We start from the raw sequence: 25,324 nt of genomic DNA, 5'->3' as shown, positions 1-25,324 counted from the left end.
TAGTAGGAAGTCCGAGTATATTCAGGTCCAAGATGACCTGGGTCACATGCAAAGGAGCATTCCATCATGGTGCGCGAACTGTCCCACTACATTGACGGCCACAGGGTCGACGGCACCTCCGGCCGGTTCAGCGATGTTTATGACCCCTGTACCGGTGAGGTCCAGGCCAGGCTGCCGCTGGCCAGCTCCGAGGAGGTCCGCAACGTCATCGCCAGCGCGGAAAAGGCCCAACTGGAGTGGGGGGGCATGAACCCCCAGCGCCGCGGCCGCATCCTGCTCAAGTTCGTGGACCTCGTGAACGAGAACCTGGACGAGCTGGCCAGGCTGCTGTCCTCGGAACACGGCAAGACCATTCCAGACGCCAAGGGCGACATCCAGCGCGGCATCGAAGTAGTGGAGTTCGCTGCCGGGGCCCCTCATCTGCTCAAGGGCGAGTTCTCCGACAACGCGGGATCCGGCATTGACGTGCATTCCATGCGCCAGCCGCTGGGCGTGGTTGCGGGCATCACGCCGTTCAACTTCCCTGCAATGATCCCGCTCTGGAAGTCCGGCCCGGCCCTCGCGGCCGGCAACGCCTTCATCCTCAAGCCCTCGGAACGGGACCCGTCCGTGCCCCTGCGGCTGGCCGAGCTCTTCACGGAGGCCGGCGTGCCGGACGGCGTGTTCAACGTGGTCAACGGCGACAAGGAAGCCGTGGACGCGCTGCTTGAGGACGAACGCGTCAAGGCAATCGGCTTCGTGGGCTCCACGCCCATCGCCCAGTACATCTACGCCACCGCGGCCGCCCACGGCAAGCGCGCCCAGTGCTTCGGCGGGGCCAAGAACCACATGGTGATCATGCCCGACGCGGACCTCGACATGGCCGCCGACGCCCTGATCGGGGCAGGGTACGGGTCCGCCGGCGAACGCTGCATGGCCATCTCCGTGGCGGTTCCGGTGGGTGAGGATACTGCGGACAGGCTCGTGTCACGGCTCCAGGAGCGAATCAAGGGCCTGAAGGTCGGCCACAGCCTGGACAAGGACTCGGACTTCGGGCCGGTGGTGGCGCCAGCTGCCAAGGAGCGGATCGAGGGCTACATCCAGTCCGGTGTCGACGAAGGCGCCACGCTGGTGGCGGACGGCCGCGGACTTGCGGTGGAAGGCTACGGCGGCGGCTTCTGGGTGGGACCGACGCTCTTCGACAACGTCACCAAGGACATGAAGATCTACAAGGAGGAGATCTTCGGCCCCGTGCTGAGCGTCCTGCGCGCCTCAGACTATGACGAAGCCCTCCGGCTCTGCAGCGAGCACGAGTTCGGCAACGGCGTGGCGATCTTCACGCGAGACGGGGACGCCGCACGCGACTTCGCCAGTCGGGTCCAAGTGGGCATGGTGGGCATCAACGTGCCCATTCCGGTGCCCATTGCCTATTACACCTTCGGCGGGTGGAAGTCGTCCGGCTTCGGAGACCTCAACCAGCACGGCGCCGACGCCTTCCGGTTCTATACCAAGACCAAGACCGTGACCACCCGGTGGCCTTCGGGTATCCGCCAAGGGGCCAGCTTCATCATGCCGGAAGGAAGCTGATGGCTGAGCGGCGCTCTGATTCAATCCCGACTGATACTGACAATGCCGATGCGGAGGTCCTGTTTGAACGGCGCGGCCACTTGGGCGTCATCACGCTGAACCGCCCCAGGGCGGTCAACGCGCTCAACGCCGGCATGGTGGCCGCAATGCTGCGCCGGCTCACCGCCTGGGCCGACGACGACGGCGTGGCCACCGTCCTGGTGCAGGGTTCCGGTGAACGGGGCCTGTGCGCGGGCGGGGACATCGTGGCCATTTACCGCGACATCCTGGCTGGCGGCGATGAGACCGCCGGCTTCTGGGAAGCGGAGTACCGGCTCAACTCGCTCATCTCCCGGTATCCCAAGCCGTATGTGGCATTCATGGACGGACTGGTCCTGGGCGGCGGCGTGGGGATCTCCGCCCACGGCTCCGTCCGCATCGTCACTGAGCGGACCAGGACGGGGATGCCGGAAACCACCATCGGGTTCGTGCCCGACGTCGGCGGCACCCTGCTGCTCGCGCGCTCGCCGGGGGAGGCCGGCACCCATGCGGCCCTGACCGGCGCCCATTTGGACGGCGCCGATGCGCTGTTCCTGGGACTTGCCGACCACTTTGTCCGGTCCGAAAAGCTCGCAGACCTGGCGGCAGCGCTTGAACACGAAACCGCGGAAGCCGCCGTCGGACGCTTCGCCGAAAAGCCGCCGGCCTCGGGGCTGGAGGCGCAGCGGCACTGGATCGACGCCTGCTACACGGCCGGCGACGCCGAGGAAATCCTTCGGACGCTGCGGGCTGCGGGCGGTGAGGCGGCTGAGGCTGCGGACACCATCGAGGCCAAGTCACCCACGGCGGTGAAGGTGGCCCTCGCATCGCTGCGGCGCGCTGCGGGGCTCACTCTCGACGAGGCTCTCGTTCAGGAATTCCGGGTGGGACTGCGCTGCTTGGCGGGCCCGGACTTCCGCGAAGGGATCCGCGCGCAGGTGGTGGACAAGGACCGAAATCCGCAGTGGCGGCCACCCGCGCTGTCGGAAGTGCACGCGGCCGACGTCGAGCGGTTCTTTGCGCCGTTGGGGGACAGGGAGCTGGTTCTTTTGGAGAAGGAGACTGACAATGCCTGACGTTGCGACACCGGACGCTTCAGGGCCCAGCGGCGATGCGGCTGCCACCGGCCCGGCGGAGAAGAAGGAGCACATAGCGCTCCTCGGGCTGGGCCATATGGGCGGTCCCATGGCGGTCAACCTGGTCAAGGCCGGCTACACAGTCGCGGGATTCGATGTCGTGCCGGCGGCCCTCGAAGCCGCGCGTGAGCACGGCGTCCCCACCGCGGGAAGCGCCGCCGAAGCAGTGGCCGGGGCGGACGTGGTCCTCACCATGTTCCCGAGCGGCCGGCACGTGCTGGACGCCTACCAGGGCGAAGAAGGGCGGGCCGGTTTGCTCTCGGCTGCCGGCCCGGACACCATGTTCCTGGACTGCTCCACCATCAACGTTGATGAGGCCCGGGAGGCGGCCCGGCTGGCAATCGAAGCCGGGCACCGGGCAATCGACGCGCCGGTTTCCGGCGGTGTGGTGGGCGCAGAGGCGGGCACCCTGACGTTCATGGTGGGCGCCCTGCCGGAGGACTTTGAAGCCGTGCGGCCGATGCTGGAGGTGATGGGCCGGCGCGTGGTCCATTGCGGGCAGCACGGTGCCGGGCAGGCGGCGAAGGTCTGCAACAACCTGATCCTGGGTGTCTCAATGATCGCCGTGAGCGAGGCCTTCGTCCTCGGCGAGAAGCTGGGGCTGACGCATCAGGCACTGTTCGACGTCGCCTCGGCAGCGTCCGGGCAGTGCTGGGCGCTCACCACAAATTGCCCTGTCCCGGGGCCGGTGCCCACGAGCCCGGCGAACCGGGACTACCAGCCCGGCTTCGCCGGTGCGCTGATGGCGAAGGACCTCAGGCTGGCCCTCAACGCCGTCCAAAGCACGGGCGTTGCGGCCCGCATGGGACCGCTGGCTTCGGAAATATATGACGCCTTCGCCGCCGAGGGCGGTGCCGGCCGGGATTTTTCCGGCATCATCACCGACATCCGGGACAAGTCCGGTCAGTAGTCTTAGTTTTACGACCAACCATGAGGGGCACGCATGTCGCAGGAGTACGGGAACATTCTGGTGGAGCGCCGTGGCCGTGTGGGCCTGGTGACCCTGAACCGGCCCGAGGCGCTGAACGCCCTGAACAGGGCGACCCTCGATGAGCTCGTTGCCGCGGTGTCAGCCATGGACACCGATCCTGGGGTGGGCGCCGTGGTGATCACAGGTTCAGGCAAGGCTTTCGCAGCCGGTGCGGACATCAAGGAGATGGCCTCCAAGGGCTACATCGAGATGTACGACGCCGACTGGTTCCGCGGGTGGGAAGACCTGACCAGGCTGCGGATTCCGCTGATTGCGGCGGTGTCCGGCTTCGCCCTGGGCGGCGGCTGTGAACTGGCGATGATGTGCGATTTCATCATCGCCGGGGACAACGCCAAGTTCGGCCAGCCGGAGATCAATCTTGGAGTGCTTCCCGGCATGGGCGGCTCCCAGCGGCTGGCCCGCGCTGTGGGCAAGGCCAAGGCGATGGACATGATCCTGACCGGCCGGTTCATCGATGCCGAAGAGGCGGAACGCTCCGGTCTCGTGGCCAGGGTAGTGCCGGCAGCAGACACCGTGGAGGAGGCGCTGCAGGCAGCCGAAGTCATCGCGTCCAAGTCAAAACCCGCCGCCATGCTGGCCAAGGAAGCGGTCAACGCGGCGTTTGAGACGGGGCTGGCGCAGGGCGTGCTTTTTGAGCGCAGGCTTTTCCATTCACTCTTCGCCACAGAGGACCAGAAAGAAGGCATGGCGGCTTTCTCGGAGAAGCGCCAGCCGGAGTTCAGGCACCGGTGAACATCCCCCTGGCCGTGCAGCGCACTGTCAAGGGGACTTCCCTGCGCGTCATCCCGGCGGCGATGCTGTCGCTGTCCGGCTTCACCCTGTTCGCGTTGGACCAGAGCGTTCCCGGCTACGCCCTGCTGGCAGCTGCGCTGGTGGTTGCTGCGTTCGTTGACCGGGCGCTGTTGCGCGACCTCGTCCTGATTGCGGTGGGGGTCGCCGCGGTCAGTGCTGTTCCGATCACCACGGATATCAGCACTTCGCACATGCTCATCATGGGATCCGCCATGATCCTGGCCGTGGGGATTCCGTATGCCGTTTCGCGCTGGATCACCAAAGAACACGCAGTGGTCTTTCCGGTCATGACCGGCAATAAGTGGACGCGCGGAGAGAAGTTGTACCTGCCCCTTGTGGTGGTGCTGGGCTACGCCGTGCTGCCCGTTTACATGATCAGGACAGGGGTCTATGCCAACTGGCCGGCCGTACATGACCCCGACGGTATCGCGCGGCTCTTCGTCGGAACGAACGCCCTGGGTATCTGGGACGAGCTGTTCTTCATCTGCACGTCCTTCGCGCTGCTCCGGCGGCACCTGCCCGACTGGCAGGCCAACCTCCTGCAGGCCGTCCTGTTCACGTCCTTCCTGTGGGAACTGGGATTCCGGGCCTGGGCGCCGCTCTTCATCTTTCCCTTCGCGCTCCTGCAGGCCCGCATATTCTCCGTGACGAAGTCACTTTCCTACATTGTGGCCGTTCACCTGCTCTTCGACTTCGTGCTCTTCCTCGTTTTGCTCCACGCCCATAACCGGGCATGGTTCGACATTTTCCTGTACTGAGTACGGCTGATCGCCGCCGCGATTTCACCCGCCGTTAATCGCGGCGCTCTATCGTTGCACTTCAAGCAATTGTGCGAGAAGGGAACGATCGTGGCAGACATCGCTGCTGTACTGGGACGACTCACCCTGGATGAACTTGAGGAGATCCACGCCGCCGGTCCCCACGGCCATTTGAGCCGTCGGATCGTGGAGGCACTGGACCGTGCCGTAGGAGGCCCGGGATCAGGCCGCGGCTACTACGTGCCGGCCGGCAGCGTCAGTGCGACTGGCAGTCCCCACCTGATCCTGCGAAGCGACGTTGCAGCCTGGCTCTTCGGATCGTCCGCGCAGAAAGAGGCCGCAAGCCCGGCCTAGCGGGATGGCCGGTAGCTGGCGTCAGCCGGCAGTCTGCAGGCTTCGGGAGGTATGGAGCCCGCCTGTGGATTGCCGGACGGATCCAAGCAGTCCGGCGGCTGCTTCCAGAAGTTCGCTCACGTCAGTGCAGGACAGTTCGTAGAACAGGCGGCCATCCTTGCGGGATGGGATGACCAGCCGCTGTCGTCTAAGGATTCCCAGGTGCTGGGAAAGATTCGAGGCCTCCAGGCCCGTGTCGTCCCGGAGCCGGCTTACAGCCACGGGGCCGGCAACCAGCATCTCCAGGATGAGGATGCGTGCCGGATGGCCCATCGATTTGAAGAGGTCCGCTTTCACATCGGTCAGGACAACGCCGCCTGGCATGTCATCCATCGAATTTCCCTCCGCCGCAATCCCCAATCCGGTACCGGCGGGGACGAATAGCCGCGCCTAGAATCAAGTATAGAGACAGAACGGTCTGTCTTAGGACCGCCGATTGCCCGGGCAGGCAAATCCTGCATCCTAATGTCTCGGACGGACGCCCGGGGCGGTGCTAAGGCGTGGACTGACCTTGAAAAATGGGCACAACTGGTTCACACTTTCATGAATTCATCAATTCGCGCCCGCCATCATTTGTGGCGCGATAAGGGAACACTTCGACCGCTTCCGGTGCCGACGGCGTCATCGGAAGCCTGATAATTCTCTTGATCGGGGAGGACTTCATGGCCGGCATGTTCGAACTATTCATTGACGCTGATGCTTCGTTCAGATTTCAGCTCACAGCCCCGGACGGTACCGTGATGGCAGTGTCCCGGGCCTTTCCCGACAAGGCAGCAGCAGTGGAAGGTATTGCAGCTGTTCGCGAGTATGCAGGCATGGGCCACGTGACGGAACTTTCGGCGGCACCGGCTGACCGCCAGCCTCCGCGCCGCCCGGCTGCGGTTCCAGCGGGCGGTTCAGGGGCAGGCTTTCGGCGCGGCCTCCCGGCACGCCCCGAGGTGCGGCAGGCGTGCACGGTGTCCGCCCCGGTACGGTCCCTCGTTTCCTCCTCCAGCGGACAGCCGCCCGGGGTGAAATGAGCGGACGCGGGGCGGCTGAAGATGTCGCGATGAACGAGCCGAAGAGCGTAAAAACGTACTCCAGCGCCCTTGGCGACGCGGACTGCGTGGCCGGGACGTTCCGCTATGATGCGGAGTCCCTTGAGCTGCACTGGTCCGATGAAATCTATGCCCTCCATGGTTACTGCCGCGGGGAGATCGTGCCGACGATCGAACTGCTCTACTCCCACAAACACCCCGAAGACAGGGACCGCTGCCGCGACATATTCGCCGCCGCCTGTGTTTCGGGGGGATTTTTCTGCAGCTATCACCGCCTTATCGACTCCCGCTTGCGCGAGCACCGCGTCCTCACTGCGGGGGAGGCGGTGGTGGAGGCAGGCGTCCTGCGGGCGGTGGACGGGTTCATTATTGACCTCACCAGCACGCTTCGCTGGGAGACCGAACGGGCGTCCCGCGAGGCGGTCGAAGGGGCCGTCGGGACACGAAGCACCATTGAACAGGCCAAGGGAATACTCATGGGGATCCTGCGGATCGGCTCCGATGCCGCCTTCGATCTGCTTTCCACCCACAGCCAGCACACCAACGTCAAGCTGTCCAGCACGGCGGCCGATCTGGTGCAGCTTGCCAACAGTCCGCATCAGGCGGCCCTGCTCGACACCTTCGTGCAGGAATTACTCCTGCCGTCCGCGCGGGCAGCAGGCGAGGATGCCGTGCCCGGCCGCTAAGTTGAGGACTCCACTGCGGGCACGGCCGGCGAGTCCGCCGTTAATCGGAGAAGTCCCCTGCCTGGCGGCGGAAATCGCCCAGGATCCGGATCAGCTGGTCCACCTCACCGTCAGCGAAGCCGGACTGGCTGAAAACCTCGGTGTTGAGTACCGCCGTCGCTCTTTTGGCAACGGTGCGCCCCTCGGTGGTGAGCTCGATCAGTGTGGTGCGCCCGTCCGTGGGGTGCGGTGAACGGATCACCAGGCCGGCCTTTTCGAGGCGGTCGACGGCGTTGGTCACCGACGTCGGATGGACCTGGAGCAGGGCGCTCGCCTTGCTCATGGGCAGGGCGCCGCTCCGGGCGAAACTCAGCAGGGCAAGCAACTCGTAGCGTGCGAAGGTCAGGCCAAACGGCTTGAGCGCCCCCTCGATACGGGCCAGGAGAATTTGCTGGGTGCGCATGATCGCGGTAATGGCGGCCATCGGCGCGGCGACATTACCCCAGCCGTGGCGTTCCCAGTTCCGCTGGGCGTCGGCGATGGGGTCGCGGGGCAGGGGTCTTCCCATCGCTCACCCCTGGTTCTTCAGGCTCGGAAAGTCCGTTTCCGAATATTCCGTGCCCAGGTTTTGGGCGAGGGGACTGCCGGAAACGGAATTGCCGGCGTGCCGGATCTCTTCGCTGTGCCGCAGTTCGACGCGCCGGATCTTGCCGGAGATGGTCTTCGGCAGCTCGGCGAATTCGATGCGGCGGATGCGCTTGAAGGGAGCCAGGTGGTCGCGGCAGTAGCGCAGGATCTCCTCGGCAAGTTCCGGCCCGGGCTCATGGCCAGCTGCGAGGACCACGAAGGCCTTGGGCACGGACAGCTTGACCGGATCCGGAGAAGGCACGACTGCGGCCTCGGCCACCGCCGGGTGCTCGATCAGGACACTCTCCAGTTCGAACGGGGACAGCCTGTAGTCGGAGGACTTGAAGACGTCGTCATCGCGGCCTACATAGGTGATGATGCCGCGCTCGTCCCGGCTGGCCATGTCGCCCGTGTGATAGTAGCCGCCGCGGAAGGCGTCCGACGTCTTCCCGGGGTCGCCATAGTACGCCTTCATCAGCCCCACGGGGCGGGGGTCCAGGCGCAGGCAGAGCTCGCCGTCGTCGGCTTCTTCCCCGGTGGCGGGGTCAACGAGAACCACATCGTAACCGGGCAGCGGCTGGCCCATGGCGCCGATCTTGACCGGCTGGCCCGGGGTGTTGGCCACCTGCACCGTGGTCTCGGTCTGGCCGAAGCCGTCCCGGATGGTCTGGCCCCAGGCCCGGTGGACCTGCCCGATCACCTCGGCGTTGAGCGGTTCGCCGGCCGAAACCACCTTGGTGGGCGGGTTCCGGAGGAGCGTGAGGTCTGCTTGGATGAGCATTCGCCAGACCGTGGGCGGGGCGCAGAAGCTGGTGACCTTTTCGCGGTCCATCTGGTCCATCAGGGCGCGGGCGTCGAAGCGGTCGTAGTTGTAGATGAACACGCAGGCTTCGGCGATCCACGGCGTAAACACGTTGGACCAGGCGTGTTTCGCCCATCCCGGGGAGGCAACGTTCAGGTGCACGTCCCCGGGCTCCAGGCCGATCCAGTACATGGTGGACAGGTGGCCCACGGGGTAGGACGTGTGCGTGTGCTCCACGAGTTTGGCCTTCGACGTGGTGCCCGAGGTGAAGTACAGCAGCAGGGTCTCATCGGCCTTCGTGACTGCGTCCGGGGTGAAGTCCCCGGCGGAGGCGGCGGAGTCGGAGTATTGGACCGCGCGGGTGGGTGCGGTGCCGGCTTCGCCGATTTCAATCAGTGTGTAGGCGCCGGGAACGTCGGCAAACTTGCCGATGTTGGAACTTCCGACGGCGGCCCACGCCGCCTCGCCGCGCTCCACGCGGTCCTTCAGGTCCGCCGGACCCATCAGGGTGGTGGTGGGGATGAGCACGATGCCGAGCTTGATGCCGGCCAGCATAAGCTCCCACAGCTCCACCTGGTTCCCCAGCATGATGATCATGCGGTCCCCGCGCCGAACGCCCTGGCTGCGGAGCCAGTTGGCCACCTGGTTTGAGCGTGCCGACAGCTCGGCAAAGCTGCGCCGCGTGGCCGAGCCGTCCTGTTCCACGATCACCAGCGCGGGGTTGCCGCCGGTGGCCGGATTCGCCGCGACGGTGTCGAACCAGTCCAGGGCGAAGTTGAACTCCTCGAACCGTGGCCACTGGAAGCTGCCCCGGGCCTGTCCGTAGTCATCGCGCAGGGCCAGCAGCTGGTCGCGTGCTGCACGGAAGTCATCGGTGACTGTCATGGGGCACCTTTCGCCTCGGGATGCACGTCCTAGTGATCCACATCACTGTGCAATATACTAGGACATCCAAGGGTTTGGAAGAGCGAAGGGATACATGCCCGTGCAGCCACAAGGACGTGACAGCGCACCATCCACAGATATGCAATCGGAAGGCATGCAATCCGCAGGTGCTGATGCTGCCCGGCGGACGGTGCCTCCGCAGGCGGCAGGCGGGCCGGAGGTTTCCGCGCCGCCGTTCCCCGACGCCGACCTCATGTACATTGCCGACCTACTCCCTCCTGACGAGCGGAAGCGCTACCTGGACATCCGGGAGTTCCTGCAGGCCAGGGTGAGGGCACAGTCCATTGACTACTGGAACCGCGAGGAATTCCCGTTTGGGCTGCTGGCTGAGATGGGAAAGCGCGGACTCGGCGGGCTGCAGACGGACGGCACGTCCAAGCTCTTCAAAGGCCTCATGTACGTGGAGGTGGCCCGGGCCGACGTGTCGCTCTCCGCCCTGGTGGGCATCCACAACGAACTGATTGTGGGCATGATCCAGGAGCTCGGCTCCGACGAACAGAAGCAGCGCTGGCTGCCCGGACTGACTGCCTTCACGCAGTTGGGGGCCTTCGCCCTGACAGAGCCGGACCACGGATCGGACATCGCCGGCGGCCTGGCCACCACTGCCCGGCTCGAGGACGGCGAGTGGGTGATCAACGGGGCCAAACGCTGGATCGGAGCCGGCACCATTGCTGATTTTGCCCTGGTGTGGGCCCGGGATGAGACCGACCAGCAGATCAAGGGTTTCATCGTGGAAACGGACCGGCCCGGCTACACGGCCACTAAAATCGCCAACAAGATCGGCCTGCGGATCATGCAGAACGCGGACATCGTGCTGGACAACGTCCGGATCCCGGAGGCCAGCCTGCTCCCCGGGGCTACGGACTTCTCCAAGGCCAACGAGCTCCTGCGGGACTCACGTGCCTGGGTCGGCTGGCAGGGGGCCGGGATCCAGCTGGCCGCGTTCGACGTCGCGCGCGCCTACTCGCTGCAGCGCCGGCAGTTCGGCAAGGAGCTGGCCCGCTTCCAGCTGATCCAGCAGCAACTCGCCGAGATCCTGGGCAATGCGTCCGCGTCCCTGGCGCTGATGGCCCAGCTTGCCAGGATCCAGGAGGAAGGCAAACTGGAGATGGCCCAGGCCGCCATGGCCAAGTCCACCACCACCCGGCTGGCGCGTGCCTCGGTGGCCATGGGGCGTTCGCTGCTGGGCGGCAACGGCATCAGCAGCGACTTCGAAATGGGAAAGCTGTTCGGGGACGCTGAAATCCTCTACACCTACGAGGGCAGCTACGAGATCAACTCGCTCATCGTGGCGCGGGCGGTAACGGGGGTGTCGGCCTTCGTCTAGCGCTTGCCCCAGAGCCTAAAGCCGGCGCTAAAGCCGGCGCCGAAACCCAAGGCTTAAAACCGGCGAACCGCGGGGCGCTGATGCCTAGCGTTCAGACACGAACGGCGGCGTTGCGGGTGTTTCCGCCGGAGTCGCCGCTTCGCGTGCCGCGGCCTCGATCCGGCCGAAGTGCGCCGTCTGCTCGGCGGCGCTCCGCTGCGGGATATTGGGGTCGTTGGGCCCTTGACCGGCTGAGCCGTCGATGAGTTCCCGCAGAATGTCGGCGTGCCCCAGGTGCTGGGCCGTCTCTGCGCACATGTGCACCAGGATCTGCTGCAGGGTCACGTGCTTCCGCTCTTCGGGCCACCACGGCACCACGCCGGGCGCGTCGAGGGGCAGTTCCTCGATAGTGGCGTCGCTGTGGGAGGCTGAGAAGCGGTGCAGGTCCACGATCTCATCGCGGGTCTCCGAAGCCGTCGCCCACATATCAGCATCCGGTTCCGCGCCGTCGTCGAGCCAGGGGACGTCCCGCTCACTGGGGCGGCCAAACACCTCACCGAAGTAGCCCAGCTCCACGCTCGCAACGTGCTTGACCAGGCCCAGCAGGTTGGTCCCGGTGGGCGTCATTGGGCGGCGGGCGTCATACTCACCGAGGCCGTCGAGCTTTGCGAGCAGCTGGGCCCGGCGCGTGCGGAGGTAGCGGTGCAGAATCGCTTTGTCATCCATAGTGGGCACTCTACCGAGATCGCCCCGGTATGGGGTGTCTGCGCGGTCCGGATCGGCGGTCCACGAACTCCGTCCATGTAAGTAGTTAAGAAACTGCCCGGGATGTGCCAGTCGGCACATCCCGGGCAGTTTTCAAGCCTTACAGCGGGCGAATGTTCTCTGCCTGCGGGCCCTTGGGACCCTGGGTCACATCGAATTCGACCTTCTGGTTTTCATCCAGGGAGCGGTAGCCGCTGCTGGCAATTGCCGAGTAGTGCGCGAAAACATCTGCTGATCCGTCATCCGGAGCGATGAAGCCAAAACCCTTTTCGGCGTTGAACCATTTAACTGTGCCTGTTGCCATTACTACTACTTCCTTTGTAACCCTTTTCTGGTCCTGCTCCGACGGCAGGCAGATGCGGAGACTGTCTTCCGCTGTCTCAAACCTAGGGTGCGTACGCTGGCCGTGCAATAGCTACCGTCATCAACTGTCCCTCCTGTAACGGCAGATTCGGTCCGCAGGGGGTGGCCGGACCTGCGGTTTCCTGGTCCCGGGCAGGGCGAATTTGAAGACGTCCGCCTGCAGCAGCACGAAATCCCGGGGCATTCCGCGGGCTACGGAGGGTCCCCGATCTGCTCCTCCAAGGACCGGACTACCTCACGGTCCCATCGTCGGTTGCGGCGGTCGCAACCTCGGTAACAGTCCCCGCTGCGCCGTCCACAGTTACGGTCTGACCGGTGCGCAGCCTGCTGGTGGCGTCCGGCACGCCCACGACGGCGGGGATGCCGTACTCCCGGGCCACCACCGCCCCGTGGGATATGACGCCGCCCATTTCCATCACCAGCGCACCAGCGGTCAGGAAGAGCGGCGTCCAGCCCGGATCTGTGGAAGGCGCCACCAGGATTTCCCCGGGTTCCAGGCGCGCGCCCACAGGGTCCAGGATCACCCTGACCCGTCCGGTGGCCGTGCCCGTGGATGCGGGTGTCCCGACCATTCCTCCGGGGGCCGCGGCCGCACCGGCGACCACGGCCTCGACGTCCGTGCCATCGGAGAGCAGGAGCCGGGGAATTCGCCGGCGCCGCAGTTCAGCATCATAAATTTGACGGCGGTCGGTCACCATTCCCTTCAGATCGGCCCCGCGCAGGCCCACGCGGACCTCGTCGAAGCTGAGGAAGAAGACGTCCGCGGCGGCGGCGACGGCACCGGTCCTGGCCATCTCGGCGCCGACGGCGGTGAGCTGCCTGTGCATTTCGCCGAGCACCGTGACGACGTAGAACTTCGGAAGTTCGCGTAGCCCGCACAGCTGCCGTGACCGGTGCAGGCACAGCGCCACCAGACGGCCCCGCAGCTGGCTCCTTGTACGGGCCCGCTCAACGAGGCTGCGAATTCTCGCCTCCGCGTGATCGGACGCCCGTTGGAATTGCCGGTCCGGAGCCTGTTCCGGATCCTCCACCCGAAGGTAGTTGGAAATCATCCCGAGAAGATGGTCCGGCTTCTCGGCCCACCGGGGCATGCCCAAGTCGATCTCCGCCACGGCGCGGTGGCCATAACGTTCCAGGAATCCGCGCAGGCCGGACTGCGCCACAGCGGGCAGCTCTCCTGCGGCGTAGCTGACGGCCAGTTCATCAGGCTGTTTGTCGAGGAATGCACTGCGCGAGGCGGGGTCCCCGGCGATGGACACGGAAAAACGCCAGAGTTCAAGGTCCATTTCGGTGGTCACATTGTGGGGCAATCCGCGGAGGACTGCTTCCAGCTCGCGAGGTTCGGCAATTCCGCGCAGAAGCCAGCGGGCCAGGGCCAGCATCGTATAGCCCGTGGCGGGCCCCGGCAGTGTGGATCGGAAGAGGCCATCAACCGTCCGCACCGCTGCATGCTCGGCGTGGTCGAGGCGCCGGAAGGCGGTAGCGGGCTCGCGCAGTGCCAGATCCTTCGCGAGGCGTTGTTCGAAGGTCCGTGCCCTGCGCAATTCTGCTTCCGGCCGGAGAACGGCTCGAATCAGGGCCGGAAGCAGCCACGTCACCAGGCCAGGGCGGGCAAAGGAACCGCCTCCGCGGGCCCCGTCCGCTGTGGCCGGCGCTTTCCTGAGCGGGTGCTTGATGACGCTGAATCTCGGGTCGTCCAGAAGTGCGGGGAGAACGGCTGCCGAGCGACCGTCCGCCACGGGGAGCATTCTCACCAGGGCCCGGCGGCCGGACTTGCTGCGCACTAAAGGGGTGAGGTCCATATACATGCGCAGGCCGGGGCTGACGTAGGTCCACGGCGATCTGCGGTCGCCCCACATGCCCAGCGCGGAAAGCCCCATTGGCGTGATGGGGCGGGTCAGCCCCTGGAGCAGGGAGCCGCACAGATAAACGCGGACGTCGGATGTTGGCTCGGATTCAACGCCGAACGGTTCCGCGGACGATGGATCAGGCAAGGGGTACAGCGCAGTGATCGGACGCGACTGGGTCAGCCAAATCATGCCGCCGGCGTCAATGACCCATTCGACGTCCTGGGGTTCGCCGAACAGCCGCTGGGCGTCGAGGCCCAGCGCGGTCAGAGCACGGACCTCGGCGTCGGCAAGGCTCGGCTGGCCACCGGCGTTGCCGGGCTCGAGGTCGGCAGTGGCCGCACCGACGCGTCCGCGGACAAGCTGCAGAATCCGCCCCGTCGCACTGTCCACGGTAAAATGGTCCGGATTGACTGCCCCGGAGACCACGGCCTGGCCTGGTCCCGGGCTCGCATCGATGACGGTTTCACCGCGTGTGCCGGTGACCGGATTGGCGGTAAACAACACACCCGCAGTGGCGGCGTCGACGAAAAGCTGGACGACGACGGCGAGTCCTGTGTCACGATGGCTGATCCCGTTGGCCGAGCGGTAGGCAACCGCCCGGTCGGTCCACAGGGAGGCCCAGCATCGCCGGACGGCCTCGATCACAGCGTCGGCACCGACGACATCCAGGAACGAATCCTGTTGCCCGGCGAAGCTCGCGAAGGACAGGTCCTCCGCGGTGGCGGAGGAGCGAACCGCCACCGCCGGGGCGTGTTCGGCGCCGGGCGCGGCACCCAACGCTGCGTAGGCAGTGCGGAGGGCCGCCGCGACTTCCGGTGGGACCGGTGACGTCCCCACAAGCTCCCGCGCCCGCTGGGCAAGCTGGCGCTCGGCAGGCTGCCTCCGTTCAAGCTGGCGCTCGGCAATCGCTGCCTCGGCGTCGGTGGAGGCCGCCACGGGGCCGATCCCGTCAAGGCGAGCGGCCAGAGCGTCCAGCTCCCGTGGAACCGCCAGTGCGTAGGCCGAGGTGGTCAGGCAGAAACCTGGCGGCACGGGGAAACCCGCAGCGGCCAGCTTCCCGAGGTTGAGGGCCTTGCCGCCCACCCGGGAAAGTGGTGCCGAGCCGAGGCTGCCGAGCTCCAGCACGAGACTGTCCTGGTCGGCGTGCTGCGGGGAGGCCATTTCCGGCTCCCGGTTTCGCGGATTTCGGCCGCTAGGGAGCGTCCGAAGCCTCGCCCGTGTCCTCCCACATGACGTCAAGGTTGCGGAAGACCGGTGGTCCGTCACACAGCGCCGCCATCTTCGCGGCGAAGTCGGACGTTTCCGGCCGGTTGGAGTTTTCCATGGCCGACTCGTAGGAATCGAATTCGACGATGGTGAAGTAGGTCCCCGGCCGGTCGCGGTCCGCGGTGGCCACGATGCGACGGAACGTGGGGTCAGTCGCTCCCTCGGTCCTTGACGGCCGGCCCAATTCTTCAATCTCCTTGATGCGGGAACTTTGGAATTCGATGATCTGCACAAACCCGGCCATGACGGCTCCTTGAGGGGCGGTGGATGCTGATGCCGATCACGCTAGACCCCGGCCCGCGGCCATGCAATAGCCGGAGCGGGTCCGTCTTATGGAGTCAGCAGCACCTTGATGGCCCGGCGTTCGTCCATTGCCTTGTAGGCCTCGGCTGCTTCCTCGAGCGGCATTTCGACGTCGAACACCCGGCCCGGGTTGATGGTCCCGGCCAGCACGTCTGCCAGCAGTTCCGGGATATATGTACGGGCGGGAGCCATCCCGCCTGCCACGGTGATGTTCCTATCGAACAGATAGCGCAGCGGAATCTCGGCGCCGCCGGTCGGTACCCCGACGAACCCCAGGGCGCCGCCTGGACGGACCGAATGCAGGGCCTGTTCCATGGACTCCTTGGTCCCCACGCACTCCAGCACCGAGTCCGCGAGGACGCCGCCGAGCAGCTCACGGACCTTCGCCACGCCGTCGTCCCCGCGTTCTTCCACGATGTCCGTGGCGCCAAACTCGCGGGCGATGGCCTGCCGGTCAGCGTGGCGCGACATCGCGATGATCCGCTCGGCACCTAAGCGCCTGGCTGCCAGGACACCGCACAGCCCCACGGCGCCGTCGCCCACCACCACAACGGTCCGGCCGGGAGAGACCTGGGCGCTGAGGGCGGCGTGGTGGCCGGTGGCCATGACGTCGGACAGCGTCAGGAGGTTCTTCCGGAGCGCATCGTCTGGGTCGCCGACGTCGGGCACCCTGACCAGGGTGGACTCGGCAAGGGGGACACGCACTGCCTGGCCCTGGCCGCCGTCTATCCTTAATCCTGCATCGTCCTTGCCGCCCCAGCCGGCGAGCCGGTCGCAGGCGACTGTGACGCCGTTCAGGCACTGCGGGCACTCACCGCAGCTCACCACGAACGGGGCTATCACGAAGTCGCCCTCCTTGAGAGCCTTCACATCATCGCCGACGCTCTCCACCACGCCGATGAATTCGTGACCTATGGCGGAGGGCGCGTGGGTTGGCTTCACGCCGCGGTACGGCCACAGGTCTGAGCCGCACACACATGCTGCAGTCACCGTGACCACCGCGTCCGTGGGAAGCTGGACGGACGGATAGTCCCGGTCCTCCACCCTGATGTCTCCGGGGCCGTGGATAATGGTGGCGCGCATGGCTGCTCCTGTCGGAAGGTGGGCGTGACCTGAACGAGTGTAGACCCCGCACGCGTACGTGGCGGCCCGGCCTAGCGCATGCCCTCCCGGCGGATGGCGGTGGCGATGGCTGCTGCCCGCGTTTCCACTCCGAGCTTGGCGTAAATGTGGGCCAGGTGGGTTTTGACCGTGGCCTCGGAGATGAAGAGCCGCTGGCCGAGTTCGCGGTTGCTGAGCCCCTCGGTGAGGAGGCTCAGCAGCTCGGCTTCGCGCGGGGTCAGGACCTCGTCGGGATTCCGCAGCTGCTGGAACAGCCGGGAGGCCACCGGGGCGCTCATCACGCTCCTGCCCTGTACGGCACCCCGGATGGCGGCGAAAATCTCCTCCGGTGCGGCGTCCTTGAGCAGGTAGCCCATGGCGCCGGCGTCCACCGCGCGGACGATGTCGGCGTCGGAATCGTACGTGGTGAACACGAGCACCGCCTGCCGCCGGTTGCGTTCGCGGATCCTCCGGATGGCTTCGATGCCGTCCATGCCGGCGCCCATGGCCAGGTCCATCACCACCACGGCTGGGGAATGTTCCTCTACCTTCGCCAAGGCTTCTTCGCCTGATGCGGCCTCGGCCACGACGTCGATGTCCGGCTGGGTTCCCAGCAGCGCCTTGAGCCCGCTCCGGACCACGAGGTGATCGTCAGCGAGGAGGACGGTGATGGCGCTCATGCGTCCTCCCTGGCAGGCAGTTGCGCGGCCACGATGGTCCCTTCGCCGGGGGTGCTTTCCAACGAGAATACGCCGCCCAGCTGTTCCACCCGCTGCCGCATGGCCCGCAGCCCGTAGCCTCCGGCGTCCGATGGCGGTGCTGCCGCCGCCGGATCAAAGCCGCCGCCGTCGTCGTAAATATCCAGGGTGACGGCCTCCGGAAGGAAGCCGAGCGTCAGCGTCACGTTCGCTGCGGACGCGTGGAGCTGGATATTGGCTGCCGCGCTCTGAACTACCCTCAGGAGTGTGTGGCGGACGTCCGCGGGAACGGGCCGCTGCTCGCCGGTGACCAGCAGCCGCGCCCCGGGGACATACTGCGAGGCGGCCTGCAGCAGGGCCTCGGGCAGGGGAGAGGCGTCCAGTCCGGGGGAAGCGAGCTCGTGGACGAGGCTCCGCGTTTCTGACAGGTTCCGGCGGAGCAGCCCGCTGGCCTGGCTGAGGTCCTGCCGGGACGACGGGGCGGGCCAGGCGCGGTTCGCCGCTTCCAGGAGCAGCAGGCTGCTGGCCAGGCCCTGCGTGACGGTGTCGTGGATTTCGCGGGACACACGCTCACGCTCGGCAATGGTGCCGGCCCGGCGCTCGCTGGCGGCCAGCTGTCCCTGGGCGAGCGACACCTCAGCGTGCAGGCGGCGCTGCTCCGCGGCGTCGTGCTCGATGCGGTCGTAGATCAGCGTCAGCATGACGCCGACGGCAAGCGGACCAAGCAGCATGGCGAGGTCGGGGCCGTCGCTGAGCCGGAACAGCCCGACGGCGGTGGCGGCCGCCGTCGCGCCCGCTGCGATGTAGGCCACCGCCCCCTGGAATGCCGTGCGGCAGAGGAAGAACAGCGCAAACGAACACCACGCGAAGCTGGGCGCGGCAACCACCAGGACCGCCCACACGGCGACGAGGATGAACATCCAGACGGCCCAGGGACGCCCGCGCTGGGCAAGCACGGCGATGACGGCGTAGAGAACGCAGGCGGCGGCGGCCAGGCCGGGAACCATGAGGTTGTCAGCAGGGCTGTGCCGCATCACGTAACGCACCACCGACGCCACCAGCAGCACCGCGAAACCCAGGTGGACCGCGGCGTCAATCCTGCCCAGCGGGCCTGATGCCTGGGCTGTCCGGCCGGGCAGGGTTTCCTGGGGGAGTGCTGGGGCTGAGGAAGGCATGGCGTCCGGTTCCGGTGGAGGGAGTGCTATCCACCATGCTATTGCCCGCGCCGTTGCTCGTCTCTCAGCCTTTTGGCTGATCCCGCTGGCCGTTAGGGGGAGCACGGTGCCCACGAAGGCCCGATGTGCGCGTTCGGGGCAGGCGGCACGATGGAAATGTACCCGATTCCGCCACCTGATTCAGCTGAGTCTCAGCGCTAAAAGGAGAACTACCGTGAAAAAGTCCAGCAAGGTTTTTGCCGCCGCCGCAGCCGGAGCGCTCGTCCTGACGGCAGGTGCGACCGCCGCCGCCAACTCCGGAAGCGGTTCCTCGGCGCGGGCGGCTGAACCGGCTTCGGTGTCCGCCGCCGTACCCGCTGCCGTGCCTGCCGCGGACGTGCAGCCGGTGCCAGCCAACGTTGTGGCTCAGAGCCGGATCACCGTCGGCGCCTCGGCCAAGGCGGTGGGCGCGGCGCTTGCCAAGTGCCAGGCGGACAAGCTGCCCTTCGTCACGGTAGCGCTGGTCGACCGGTTTGGCACCGTGCAGGCAATCCTCCGGGGCGACAACGCGGCTGAGCACACCATCGAATCGGCCAAGCGGAAGGCCTATACCGCTGCCGCTTTTGGTGCCCCCACGAGCGAGCTGGCGAAGCGCATCATGGGCAACAGCCCCAGCATCGCCGACCTTCCCGGCACGCTCTTCCTGCCCGGCGGAGTGCCGCTCAAGGTCAACGGCGTGTCCGTGGCCGGCATCGGCGTGGGCGGCGCCCCGGACGGCAAGCTCGACGAAGCCTGCGCGGCAGCGGGTGCCGATGCCATCGCTGGGTAGGTTCGGTTCATGAGGCGGTTCAACGCTGCTGGACGGCGTCGGTACACGTCGGCGCCGGGACGGATGCCGGTTGTGAGCGCACTGGCGGCCGTTACCGTGGCAGCAGCAGTGGCAGGATGCAGCGCCGTGGGGGTAGGAGGCGCGGCAGACAGCGCTGCCACTGCCGGACCCAGTGCGCCATCGGCGGCCATCTCGAGTGTGGCCACACCGCGCCCGGGAACGCCAAGCCCGGCAAAGTCGCAGACTTCCACGCCGACAGGGGCCACGGCTTCTCGCCCGGCGCTGCCCCGGGAGGCCCAGGCGGAGCTCGACCGGCGGCTGATCCTTGCAGCCAAAGCCAACAATGCGCGGCTGGTCAAGCAGCTGATCCAGGCCGGCGGCAACGTCAACGCCAAGGACGCGATCCAGGATTCGGCGTTCCTCTACGCCGGAGCAGAAGGGTTCAACGACGTGCTTCGGCTGACCCTGGCCAACGGTGCGGATGTGTCCAGTACCAACCGCTACGGCGGGACTGCACTCATACCGGCCAGCGAACACGGCCATGTGGACACGGTCCGGATCCTTATCGCCGCGGAAATTCCCGTAAACCACGTGAACAACCTCGGCTGGACTGCCATGCAGGAGGCCGTCCTGCTCAACAATGGCGGTCCTAGGCAACAGGAAGTGGTCCGGCTGCTCCTGGCGGCCGGCGCCGACCCCTCCATCCGTGACCCCCAGGGCCGGACGGCCTTGGACAATGCGGAGCGCCTGGGCTTTGCCGACATTGCGGCCCTGATCCGGGGCCGGAGCTAGATGGCCATGCCCGCATCGCCGTCCTGACCTTCATTCGGCGGCCACGCAGCCGACACGCGGGTGAATTCGCGTGTCGCCGCGGTCTGCGGACAAAAGAAGGTCAGGACGGTTCGGCGCCCGGGCTTAGACGGCCTCGAGGACGCTGACGTAGTTGGCGATTCCTACGCCGCCCATGTTCTGCACCGCTGCCCGGCGGGGGCCGGCCAGCTGCATGTCGCCGGCGGTGCCGGTGAGCTGCATGGCTGCGATGACGTGCTGGGAAACGCCCGTCGCACCCACGGGGTGACCCTTGGCCTTGAGGCCGCCGGATACATTGACGGGCAGCTTCCCGTCCTTGAACACCCAGCCTTCCTCGATGGCGCGGACGCCCTGCCCAGGTTCCGTAAGGCCCATTGCTTCGTACATGAGCAGCTCGGCGATGGTGAAGCAGTCATGGACTTCTGCGAAGTCCAGGTCCTTGATCCCGACGCCGGCCATCGCCAGGGCGCGCTGCCAGGAGACGCGGGTGGCGGCGAAGGCGGTGGGGTCGCGGCGTTCTGCGGGGAAGAAGTCGCTCGCGTGGCCGAATCCGGCGAGCCGGACCGGGGCAGTGACCCCGGCGGTCGGTGAGACAGACAGCACGACGGCGGCGGCGCCGTCGGACACGGGGGAGCAGTCGGTGCGGCGCAGCGGATCGGCCACCATCGGGTTCTTGTCCGACACTGTGCGGCAGAACTCCTCGCCGAGGTCTTTGCGGAGCTGGGCGTAGGGGTTGTCCACGCCGTTGCGGTGGTTCTTGGCCGCGATGGTGCCCAGGACGTCGCCGAGGTTCCCGACGCTGGATCCGTAGCGCTTCCCGTAATGCTTGGCCACCTCCGCGAACAGCCCGGTGAAGCCGGTGGTGGAGGCCTTGCCGGCCATGTCGTAATCCGCCCCCAGCAGTGCCGCACCCACGACGTCCGCCCCCGCATGGGTCATCTTCTCGGCGCCAATCACAAGCACGGTCTTTGCGGTGCCTGCCAGCAGCGACTTGGTGCCCTGCTGGAACGCGGCCGACCCCGAGGCGCAGGCATTCTCAACCCGCGTGGCGGGGACGTTGGCCAGCTGCTCCGAGACCTGCAGCGCCAGCGAGGACGGGAACGCCAGCGGCATCATGCCGGAGTTGAACTGGCCGAGGTAGATCTCGTCGATCTGGCCGGGTTCGATCCCTGCGTTGCCGATAGCCTCGGTGGCGACCTGAACGATCAGGGATTCAAGGGTCTCATCCGTCAGCTTGCCGAAGCGGCTGTGGCCCCAGCCGGTGAGCAGGACGTCCTTGCCGAACTGATCTTTGAGGCTCATGCTGAGGCTCCTTCCAAAGCGGGGGCGGCATTTTCGAGTGCGACCGTGAACTCCGCCTCGGTCTTCCCGCGGATTTCCTCCACGGTGACCCCTGGCGCGAGGCGGGTGAGCGTGAGCTGCCGGCCGCCGTCGTCCGTCTTTTCCAGGTCGAAGACCGCGAGGTCGCTGATGATCCGGTCCACCACGCGGAGGCCGGTAAGCGGCAGGGTGCACTCCTTGACGATCTTGGCGGTGCCGTCCTTCGCGTTGTGCTCGGTGAGGACGACGACGCGCGGGGTCCCGGCGACGAGGTCCATGGCGCCGCCCATGCCCTTGACCATCTTGCCGGGGATGGTCCAGTTGGCGAGGTCGCCGCTGCCGGACACCTGCATGGCCCCCAGGATGGCAACCTTGACGTGGCCGCCGCGGATCATCCCGAAGGACGTGGCGGAGTCGAAGACGCTGCCGCCTGGCAGCACGGTGACGGTCTGCTTGCCGGCGTTGATGAGGTCGGCGTCTTCCTCGCCCTCGAATGGGAACGGGCCCATGCCGAGCAGCCCGTTCTCGCTCTGGAGCACGACACGGACGCCCTGGGGCAGGTTGTTGGCCACGAGCGTGGGGATGCCGATGCCCAGGTTCACGTAGTCGCCGTCGTTGAGTTCCTCGGCCGCGATGGCAGCCATTTCATCCCTGGTCCAGGCCATGGGTTTCTCCTTGGGGTTCAAAATCGAGGGGCTGAAGTGTTCGTTCGCGCTGGGTTAGGCGGGGACGGGCTCGACGCGCGGGCGTACGGTGCGATGCTCGATGTCCTTGACGCGCTTGCTCGACTGGACGAGGCGCTGGACGTAGACGCCGGGGGTGACGACGTGGTTCGGGTCCAGCTCGCCGGGCTCCACGATCTCCTCGGCCTCGGCGATCGTCACGGCGCCGGCGGTGGCCACCACAGGGTTAAAGTTGCGGGCGGTGAAGCGGTAGATCAGGTTGCCGTCCGTGTCGGCCGTGTGCGCGTGGACCAGTGCGACGTCGGCTCGGATGGCGCGCTCCTGAACGTACGTTTCGCCGTCGAAATCCGCGAGCGGTTTGCCTTCGGCAACGAGGGTGCCCACGCCGGTTTTGGTGTAGAACGCGGGGATGCCGGCGCCGCCGGCGCGGAGCCGCTCGGCCAGTGTGCCCTGCGGCGTGAACTCTACCTCCAGCAGGCCGGCCAGGTACTGCTCGGCGAAAAGCTTGTTCTCGCCCACGTAGGAGGCGATCACCTTGCGGACCTGGCCGGCCTCGATCAGGACACCGAGACCCTTGCCGTCCACGCCCATGTTGTTGGACACCACCGTCAGGTCGCCGACGCCCGACTTCCGGACGGCCTCGATCAGGTCCGCCGGGATGCCGCTCAGGCCAAAGCCGCCGACGGCGAGCGTCATGCCGTCCCGGAGCACATCCTGCAAGGCCTCGGCCGCTGCGGATCTAAGTTTGGACATCGCATCTCCTCATTGAGCTGGGTTGGATCGTTGGGGGTTGGATCGGTGGGGGTTGGATCGTGGGGGCTCCGATGGGCTGCTGGCGGACCGTCTCGAAACATGCTCACCGCGTGTTCCACTTTGTGGACTCAGGCCTTGGATGTTGAGCGTACGGGCGTCCGAGGGGCACTGTCAAGGACGAAATTATCCCTACGCATGGCTCTTTTTATAGTATGGACGGTAGTGTTCTGTGTATCCACATTATGGATACACGAAGGAGAGTTATGAACCCGACACCCGTTCAGGGGGCCCAGGTGGTCAGCCGCATTGCCGGACTGTTGCGAATCGCGGGCCGCAGGCCGGAGGGAAGCTCCCTGCTGGAACTTGTGCGAGAGTCAGGCCTCACCCGGCCCACGGTCCACCGCCTTCTCACCTCTTTGGCCGCGGAAGGACTCCTGGACCACGATGCCCGGACCGGCAACTGGGTCCTGGGCCCGGAGGTCCTGCTGCTGGGATCGGTGGCCTCCGCCCGGTTCCCGCTGGAGGACATTGCCAGGCCCAGCCTGCGGCGGCTGGCGGAGGAAACGGGCGAGAGCGCCTTCTTCTCCGTTCGCAGGGGCACCGAGACCGTCTGCCTGCTGCGCGAGGAAGGCAGCTTCCCAGTGCGCTCGTTCGTACTGCATGAGGGCGTCAGGTTTCCATTGGGCGTGGCATCGGCAGGCACGGCCATCCTTGCCTTCCTGCCGGAGAACGAACGGGAGCAGGTCCTGTCCGGGTGGCCCGTCCACGCCGGAAAGTTCGCAGAAGGGCACCCGGAGGCACTGGTCCGGGCTAACCTGAAGCAAACCTGCCAGCTGGGCTATTCGGTGAACCCCGGCCTGGTGCTGGAAGGCAGCTGGGGAATGGGCGCGGCCGTGTTCGACCAGGCCAACCGTCCGGCGTGGGCACTGTCCCTGACCGGGATCGAGCCGCGCTTCCGCGGAGACCGGCAGGAGTTCCTGGGCCGGCTCCTCCTTGAAGAGGCACACCGGATCTCAGCCCTGCTCCGCACGCCCAGCGCCGGCTGACCACCCTCGGCATCTCGACAATTTCCTCGACGCGGAGCACCATGGGAACTGTATCTGTAGTCTCGGACCGACCGGCTTAGACCGCACGCCGTCGGCCACGAATCCGGGCTCTGACGGCTCAACAGAACCACAACTTATCCCTTCGAGAACCGGAAAGTCCGTGTTGTCGCCTAGTTCGGTGGCGGGTCCGGTTCCGAGGCCTCTTCCCTTCCCTGGGCTGGGCGACAGAGAAAAGCAGAAGGGTCCCGCTGGATCCGCGCCGCTCTGGCATCGGTCCGGTACCGCAATCTGCGGGCCGGTACCTTCCCGGCCGCTTCGCGGCTGCCAACGCCCAGCGTAAAAGGAATGAGTCGCATGACTCTCAAACCAAAAAACCACCAAAGGCCGCACCTGCTGCGCCTTCTCCTCGCCTTTTCGGCGGCCATCCTCCTGCCGCTGTCACTTAGTACCGCAGCGTTTGCCGACGATGAGAACTCGCCGAGGACCTGGACCGTCCAAGTCGGCTCGGAGTCCTCAGACCAGGCCATCCAGGGCATGTCCTTCCTTCCGTCGAACATCTATGTCAACGCCGGGGACAAGATCAAGTGGGAGGCAAACGCCGCAGAAATCCACACCGTGACGTTCCTGGCGAAAGGCAAGCCGCTCACGCCGTTCAACCCCTTTGATCCGAAGCAGTTGAGCCGGCAGGGAGGCACCACGTATGACGGCCACTCGTACTACAACTCCGGAATCATGGCCAATGTCTCCAACACCGGCTTCAAAGCGGTGGAGCATTACATGCTGAAGTTCACGCACACCGGCAAGTTCACCTACTACTGCGTTGTGCATGGCATGGCGATGAAGGGTACGGTCCATGTCCGGGCCGCCGGAACCGACTACCCGTTCACGCAGTCGCAGTACGACCGCCAGACCAAGAAAGAGGAACGGAAGATCGTGCGGGACGGCGAGAAGCAATGGGAGGCGGCCCGCAAGCAGGCCAGCAACCACAAGGTGATCGCCGGTACGGACAACGGAACCGCGATGCTGATGCGGTTCGTCCACCATGAGATAGTCGTCCACCTCGGCGACACTGTGACCTTTGTCAATGCCGGGATGGGTGCGCCGCACACCGTGACGTTCGGGCATGAACCGGCCAATGTGTTCGCGCCGGTGGGCAATCCCAAGAACTTCAAGGGCGGGGACCTCAGCTCCGGCCTGATGGAGCCCGGGGCAAAATTCACCGTGACCTTCAACAAGGTGGGCGAGTACGACTACCTCTGCGCCCTGCATGACTACATGGGCATGGTGGGAGAGGTGGAAGTCAGGCGCTGACCGGACTCCAGATGTCTCCTTGTGACGCCTGCAGTG

The 25,324-nt window shown here is 66.3% G+C and carries 26 protein-coding genes; 13 read left to right on the top strand and 13 right to left on the bottom strand.

Annotated features, from left to right (window positions below):
* The first annotated feature begins 66 nt into the window (after positions 1–66).
* From AC1DD3_RS10650 to AC1DD3_RS10625, 6 genes are all read left to right on the top strand, one after another.
* Entirely contained in the window at positions 67–1,566 is a 1,500-nt protein-coding gene (locus AC1DD3_RS10650) for a CoA-acylating methylmalonate-semialdehyde dehydrogenase (RefSeq protein WP_476881616.1), read from the top strand.
* Positions 1,566–2,660: an enoyl-CoA hydratase/isomerase family protein gene (locus AC1DD3_RS10645; protein ID WP_476881615.1), complete on the top strand. Its 1,095-nt coding sequence runs from the start codon at positions 1,566–1,568 to the stop codon at positions 2,658–2,660. Before AC1DD3_RS10650 ends, AC1DD3_RS10645 begins: the two co-directional genes overlap by 1 nt.
* A complete protein-coding gene (gene mmsB / locus AC1DD3_RS10640; protein ID WP_290369772.1) occupies positions 2,653–3,630 on the top strand; it encodes a 3-hydroxyisobutyrate dehydrogenase in 978 nt (325 codons plus the stop codon). Before AC1DD3_RS10645 ends, mmsB begins: the two co-directional genes overlap by 8 nt.
* A gap of 33 nt (positions 3,631–3,663) precedes the next feature.
* Positions 3,664–4,443 carry an enoyl-CoA hydratase gene (locus AC1DD3_RS10635; protein ID WP_230119302.1) on the top strand — a complete coding sequence of 260 codons (780 nt, stop codon included), beginning with the start codon at positions 3,664–3,666 and terminating at the stop codon, positions 4,441–4,443.
* Positions 4,444–4,505: 62 nt separating this feature from the next.
* A complete protein-coding gene (locus AC1DD3_RS10630) occupies positions 4,506–5,261 on the top strand; it encodes a CPBP family glutamic-type intramembrane protease (protein WP_230119340.1) in 756 nt (251 codons plus the stop codon).
* A gap of 90 nt (positions 5,262–5,351) precedes the next feature.
* Positions 5,352–5,615 carry a hypothetical protein gene (locus tag AC1DD3_RS10625; RefSeq protein ID WP_230119303.1) on the top strand — a complete coding sequence of 88 codons (264 nt, stop codon included), beginning with the start codon at positions 5,352–5,354 and terminating at the stop codon, positions 5,613–5,615.
* Positions 5,616–5,636: 21 nt separating this feature from the next.
* On the opposite strand, the gene AC1DD3_RS10620 is transcribed toward AC1DD3_RS10625, so the two are convergent.
* Entirely contained in the window at positions 5,637–5,987 is a 351-nt protein-coding gene (locus AC1DD3_RS10620; protein ID WP_476881614.1) for an ArsR/SmtB family transcription factor, read from the bottom strand.
* A 329-nt stretch (positions 5,988–6,316) separates the two neighbouring features.
* Between AC1DD3_RS10620 and AC1DD3_RS10615 the strand changes: the two genes are divergently transcribed.
* Together AC1DD3_RS10615 and AC1DD3_RS10610 are read left to right on the top strand one after the other, a co-directional pair.
* The gene (locus AC1DD3_RS10615; protein WP_476881613.1) at positions 6,317–6,673 is read left to right on the top strand and encodes a YegP family protein; all 357 of its coding nucleotides are present in this window, start codon (positions 6,317–6,319) and stop codon (positions 6,671–6,673) included.
* A 29-nt stretch (positions 6,674–6,702) separates the two neighbouring features.
* Positions 6,703–7,377 carry a PAS and ANTAR domain-containing protein gene (locus AC1DD3_RS10610; protein WP_476881612.1) on the top strand — a complete coding sequence of 225 codons (675 nt, stop codon included), beginning with the start codon at positions 6,703–6,705 and terminating at the stop codon, positions 7,375–7,377.
* Between the two features lie 40 nt (positions 7,378–7,417).
* Here the strand turns inward: AC1DD3_RS10610 and AC1DD3_RS10605 are convergent, their stop codons facing one another.
* Both AC1DD3_RS10605 and AC1DD3_RS10600 read right to left on the bottom strand, forming a co-directional pair.
* The gene (locus AC1DD3_RS10605; RefSeq protein ID WP_476881611.1) at positions 7,418–7,924 is read right to left on the bottom strand and encodes a MarR family winged helix-turn-helix transcriptional regulator; all 507 of its coding nucleotides are present in this window, start codon (positions 7,922–7,924) and stop codon (positions 7,418–7,420) included.
* A 3-nt stretch (positions 7,925–7,927) separates the two neighbouring features.
* The gene (locus tag AC1DD3_RS10600) at positions 7,928–9,670 is read right to left on the bottom strand and encodes an AMP-binding protein (protein ID WP_476881610.1); all 1,743 of its coding nucleotides are present in this window, start codon (positions 9,668–9,670) and stop codon (positions 7,928–7,930) included.
* A 253-nt stretch (positions 9,671–9,923) separates the two neighbouring features.
* On the opposite strand from AC1DD3_RS10600, the gene AC1DD3_RS10595 reads away from it, so the two are divergent.
* The gene (locus AC1DD3_RS10595) at positions 9,924–11,057 is read left to right on the top strand and encodes an acyl-CoA dehydrogenase family protein (RefSeq protein ID WP_476881663.1); all 1,134 of its coding nucleotides are present in this window, start codon (positions 9,924–9,926) and stop codon (positions 11,055–11,057) included.
* Positions 11,058–11,141: 84 nt separating this feature from the next.
* On the opposite strand, the gene AC1DD3_RS10590 is transcribed toward AC1DD3_RS10595, so the two are convergent.
* The 7 genes from AC1DD3_RS10590 to AC1DD3_RS10560 all read right to left on the bottom strand — a co-directional run bounded on the left by AC1DD3_RS10590 (position 11,142) and on the right by AC1DD3_RS10560 (position 18,557).
* Positions 11,142–11,762, bottom strand: a complete 621-nt coding sequence (locus AC1DD3_RS10590; RefSeq protein ID WP_476881609.1) for a DinB family protein — start codon at positions 11,760–11,762, stop codon at positions 11,142–11,144.
* A 139-nt stretch (positions 11,763–11,901) separates the two neighbouring features.
* On the bottom strand, positions 11,902–12,105 hold the full coding sequence (locus AC1DD3_RS10585) for a cold-shock protein (RefSeq protein ID WP_013599688.1): 204 nt from the start codon (positions 12,103–12,105) through the stop codon (positions 11,902–11,904).
* 289 nt (positions 12,106–12,394) lie between these two features.
* Complete coding sequence (locus tag AC1DD3_RS10580; RefSeq protein ID WP_476881608.1) at positions 12,395–15,175, bottom strand: PEP/pyruvate-binding domain-containing protein; 2,781 nt, start codon at positions 15,173–15,175, stop codon at positions 12,395–12,397.
* Positions 15,176–15,206: 31 nt separating this feature from the next.
* Complete coding sequence (locus tag AC1DD3_RS10575) at positions 15,207–15,524, bottom strand: hypothetical protein (protein WP_230119311.1); 318 nt, start codon at positions 15,522–15,524, stop codon at positions 15,207–15,209.
* A gap of 86 nt (positions 15,525–15,610) precedes the next feature.
* Positions 15,611–16,666: a zinc-dependent alcohol dehydrogenase family protein gene (locus AC1DD3_RS10570; RefSeq protein WP_476877155.1), complete on the bottom strand. Its 1,056-nt coding sequence runs from the start codon at positions 16,664–16,666 to the stop codon at positions 15,611–15,613.
* 71 nt (positions 16,667–16,737) lie between these two features.
* Positions 16,738–17,364: a response regulator gene (locus AC1DD3_RS10565; RefSeq protein WP_476877156.1), complete on the bottom strand. Its 627-nt coding sequence runs from the start codon at positions 17,362–17,364 to the stop codon at positions 16,738–16,740.
* A complete protein-coding gene (locus tag AC1DD3_RS10560) occupies positions 17,361–18,557 on the bottom strand; it encodes a sensor histidine kinase (protein WP_476881607.1) in 1,197 nt (398 codons plus the stop codon). The genes AC1DD3_RS10565 and AC1DD3_RS10560 overlap by 4 nt, the downstream gene beginning before the upstream one ends.
* Positions 18,558–18,771: 214 nt before the next feature.
* Here AC1DD3_RS10560 and AC1DD3_RS10555 point away from each other — a divergent pair, with 214 nt between their 5' ends.
* Positions 18,772–19,365 carry a GlcG/HbpS family heme-binding protein gene (locus tag AC1DD3_RS10555; RefSeq protein WP_476881606.1) on the top strand — a complete coding sequence of 198 codons (594 nt, stop codon included), beginning with the start codon at positions 18,772–18,774 and terminating at the stop codon, positions 19,363–19,365.
* Positions 19,366–19,437: 72 nt separating this feature from the next.
* On the top strand, positions 19,438–20,157 hold the full coding sequence (locus AC1DD3_RS10550) for an ankyrin repeat domain-containing protein (protein WP_476881605.1): 720 nt from the start codon (positions 19,438–19,440) through the stop codon (positions 20,155–20,157).
* Positions 20,158–20,280: 123 nt separating this feature from the next.
* Here AC1DD3_RS10550 and AC1DD3_RS10545 read toward each other — a convergent pair whose 3' ends face one another.
* Genes AC1DD3_RS10545 through AC1DD3_RS10535 form a run of 3 tightly spaced genes read right to left on the bottom strand, consistent with a single transcriptional unit; the run spans position 20,281 to position 22,931 of the window.
* Positions 20,281–21,477: an acetyl-CoA acetyltransferase gene (locus tag AC1DD3_RS10545; protein ID WP_476877159.1), complete on the bottom strand. Its 1,197-nt coding sequence runs from the start codon at positions 21,475–21,477 to the stop codon at positions 20,281–20,283.
* A complete protein-coding gene (locus AC1DD3_RS10540; RefSeq protein ID WP_476881604.1) occupies positions 21,474–22,160 on the bottom strand; it encodes a CoA transferase subunit B in 687 nt (228 codons plus the stop codon). The genes AC1DD3_RS10545 and AC1DD3_RS10540 overlap by 4 nt, the downstream gene beginning before the upstream one ends.
* A 54-nt stretch (positions 22,161–22,214) precedes the next feature.
* Positions 22,215–22,931 carry a CoA transferase subunit A gene (locus AC1DD3_RS10535; protein WP_476881603.1) on the bottom strand — a complete coding sequence of 239 codons (717 nt, stop codon included), beginning with the start codon at positions 22,929–22,931 and terminating at the stop codon, positions 22,215–22,217.
* A 263-nt stretch (positions 22,932–23,194) separates the two neighbouring features.
* Between AC1DD3_RS10535 and AC1DD3_RS10530 the strand changes: the two genes are divergently transcribed.
* Positions 23,195–23,977 carry an IclR family transcriptional regulator gene (locus AC1DD3_RS10530; RefSeq protein ID WP_476881602.1) on the top strand — a complete coding sequence of 261 codons (783 nt, stop codon included), beginning with the start codon at positions 23,195–23,197 and terminating at the stop codon, positions 23,975–23,977.
* A 354-nt stretch (positions 23,978–24,331) separates the two neighbouring features.
* Entirely contained in the window at positions 24,332–25,288 is a 957-nt protein-coding gene (locus AC1DD3_RS10525; protein ID WP_476881601.1) for a plastocyanin/azurin family copper-binding protein, read from the top strand.
* Positions 25,289–25,324: the final 36 nt, after the last annotated feature.

This window comes from Arthrobacter sp. 05T444, from assembly GCF_056395905.1.
The sequence above is the reverse complement of the archived record's forward strand: the minus strand, read 5'-3'. Positions and strand labels throughout refer to the sequence as shown.

Bases quoted from the DNA above. Each gene is read 5' to 3' on its own strand.
- AC1DD3_RS10650 (WP_476881616.1), top strand. From the start codon at position 67: ATGGTGCGCGAACTGTCCCACTACATTGACGGCCACAGGGTCGACGGC.
- AC1DD3_RS10645 (WP_476881615.1), top strand. From the start codon at position 1,566: ATGGCTGAGCGGCGCTCTGATTCAATCCCGACTGATACTGACAATGCC.
- mmsB (WP_290369772.1), top strand. From the start codon at position 2,653: ATGCCTGACGTTGCGACACCGGACGCTTCAGGGCCCAGCGGCGATGCG.
- AC1DD3_RS10635 (WP_230119302.1), top strand. From the start codon at position 3,664: ATGTCGCAGGAGTACGGGAACATTCTGGTGGAGCGCCGTGGCCGTGTG.
- AC1DD3_RS10630 (WP_230119340.1), top strand. From the start codon at position 4,506: ATGCTGTCGCTGTCCGGCTTCACCCTGTTCGCGTTGGACCAGAGCGTT.
- AC1DD3_RS10620 (WP_476881614.1), bottom strand. From the start codon at position 5,987: ATGGATGACATGCCAGGCGGCGTTGTCCTGACCGATGTGAAAGCGGAC.
- AC1DD3_RS10615 (WP_476881613.1), top strand. From the start codon at position 6,317: ATGGCCGGCATGTTCGAACTATTCATTGACGCTGATGCTTCGTTCAGA.
- AC1DD3_RS10610 (WP_476881612.1), top strand. From the start codon at position 6,703: ATGAACGAGCCGAAGAGCGTAAAAACGTACTCCAGCGCCCTTGGCGAC.
- AC1DD3_RS10605 (WP_476881611.1), bottom strand. From the start codon at position 7,924: ATGGGAAGACCCCTGCCCCGCGACCCCATCGCCGACGCCCAGCGGAAC.
- AC1DD3_RS10600 (WP_476881610.1), bottom strand. From the start codon at position 9,670: ATGACAGTCACCGATGACTTCCGTGCAGCACGCGACCAGCTGCTGGCC.
- AC1DD3_RS10595 (WP_476881663.1), top strand. From the start codon at position 9,924: ATGTACATTGCCGACCTACTCCCTCCTGACGAGCGGAAGCGCTACCTG.
- AC1DD3_RS10590 (WP_476881609.1), bottom strand. From the start codon at position 11,762: ATGGATGACAAAGCGATTCTGCACCGCTACCTCCGCACGCGCCGGGCC.
- AC1DD3_RS10585 (WP_013599688.1), bottom strand. From the start codon at position 12,105: ATGGCAACAGGCACAGTTAAATGGTTCAACGCCGAAAAGGGTTTTGGC.
- AC1DD3_RS10580 (WP_476881608.1), bottom strand. From the start codon at position 15,175: ATGGCCTCCCCGCAGCACGCCGACCAGGACAGTCTCGTGCTGGAGCTC.
- AC1DD3_RS10575 (WP_230119311.1), bottom strand. From the start codon at position 15,524: ATGGCCGGGTTTGTGCAGATCATCGAATTCCAAAGTTCCCGCATCAAG.
- AC1DD3_RS10570 (WP_476877155.1), bottom strand. From the start codon at position 16,666: ATGCGCGCCACCATTATCCACGGCCCCGGAGACATCAGGGTGGAGGAC.
- AC1DD3_RS10565 (WP_476877156.1), bottom strand. From the start codon at position 17,364: ATGAGCGCCATCACCGTCCTCCTCGCTGACGATCACCTCGTGGTCCGG.
- AC1DD3_RS10560 (WP_476881607.1), bottom strand. From the start codon at position 18,557: ATGCCTTCCTCAGCCCCAGCACTCCCCCAGGAAACCCTGCCCGGCCGG.
- AC1DD3_RS10545 (WP_476877159.1), bottom strand. From the start codon at position 21,477: ATGAGCCTCAAAGATCAGTTCGGCAAGGACGTCCTGCTCACCGGCTGG.
- AC1DD3_RS10540 (WP_476881604.1), bottom strand. From the start codon at position 22,160: ATGGCCTGGACCAGGGATGAAATGGCTGCCATCGCGGCCGAGGAACTC.
- AC1DD3_RS10535 (WP_476881603.1), bottom strand. From the start codon at position 22,931: ATGTCCAAACTTAGATCCGCAGCGGCCGAGGCCTTGCAGGATGTGCTC.
- AC1DD3_RS10530 (WP_476881602.1), top strand. From the start codon at position 23,195: ATGAACCCGACACCCGTTCAGGGGGCCCAGGTGGTCAGCCGCATTGCC.
- AC1DD3_RS10525 (WP_476881601.1), top strand. From the start codon at position 24,332: ATGACTCTCAAACCAAAAAACCACCAAAGGCCGCACCTGCTGCGCCTT.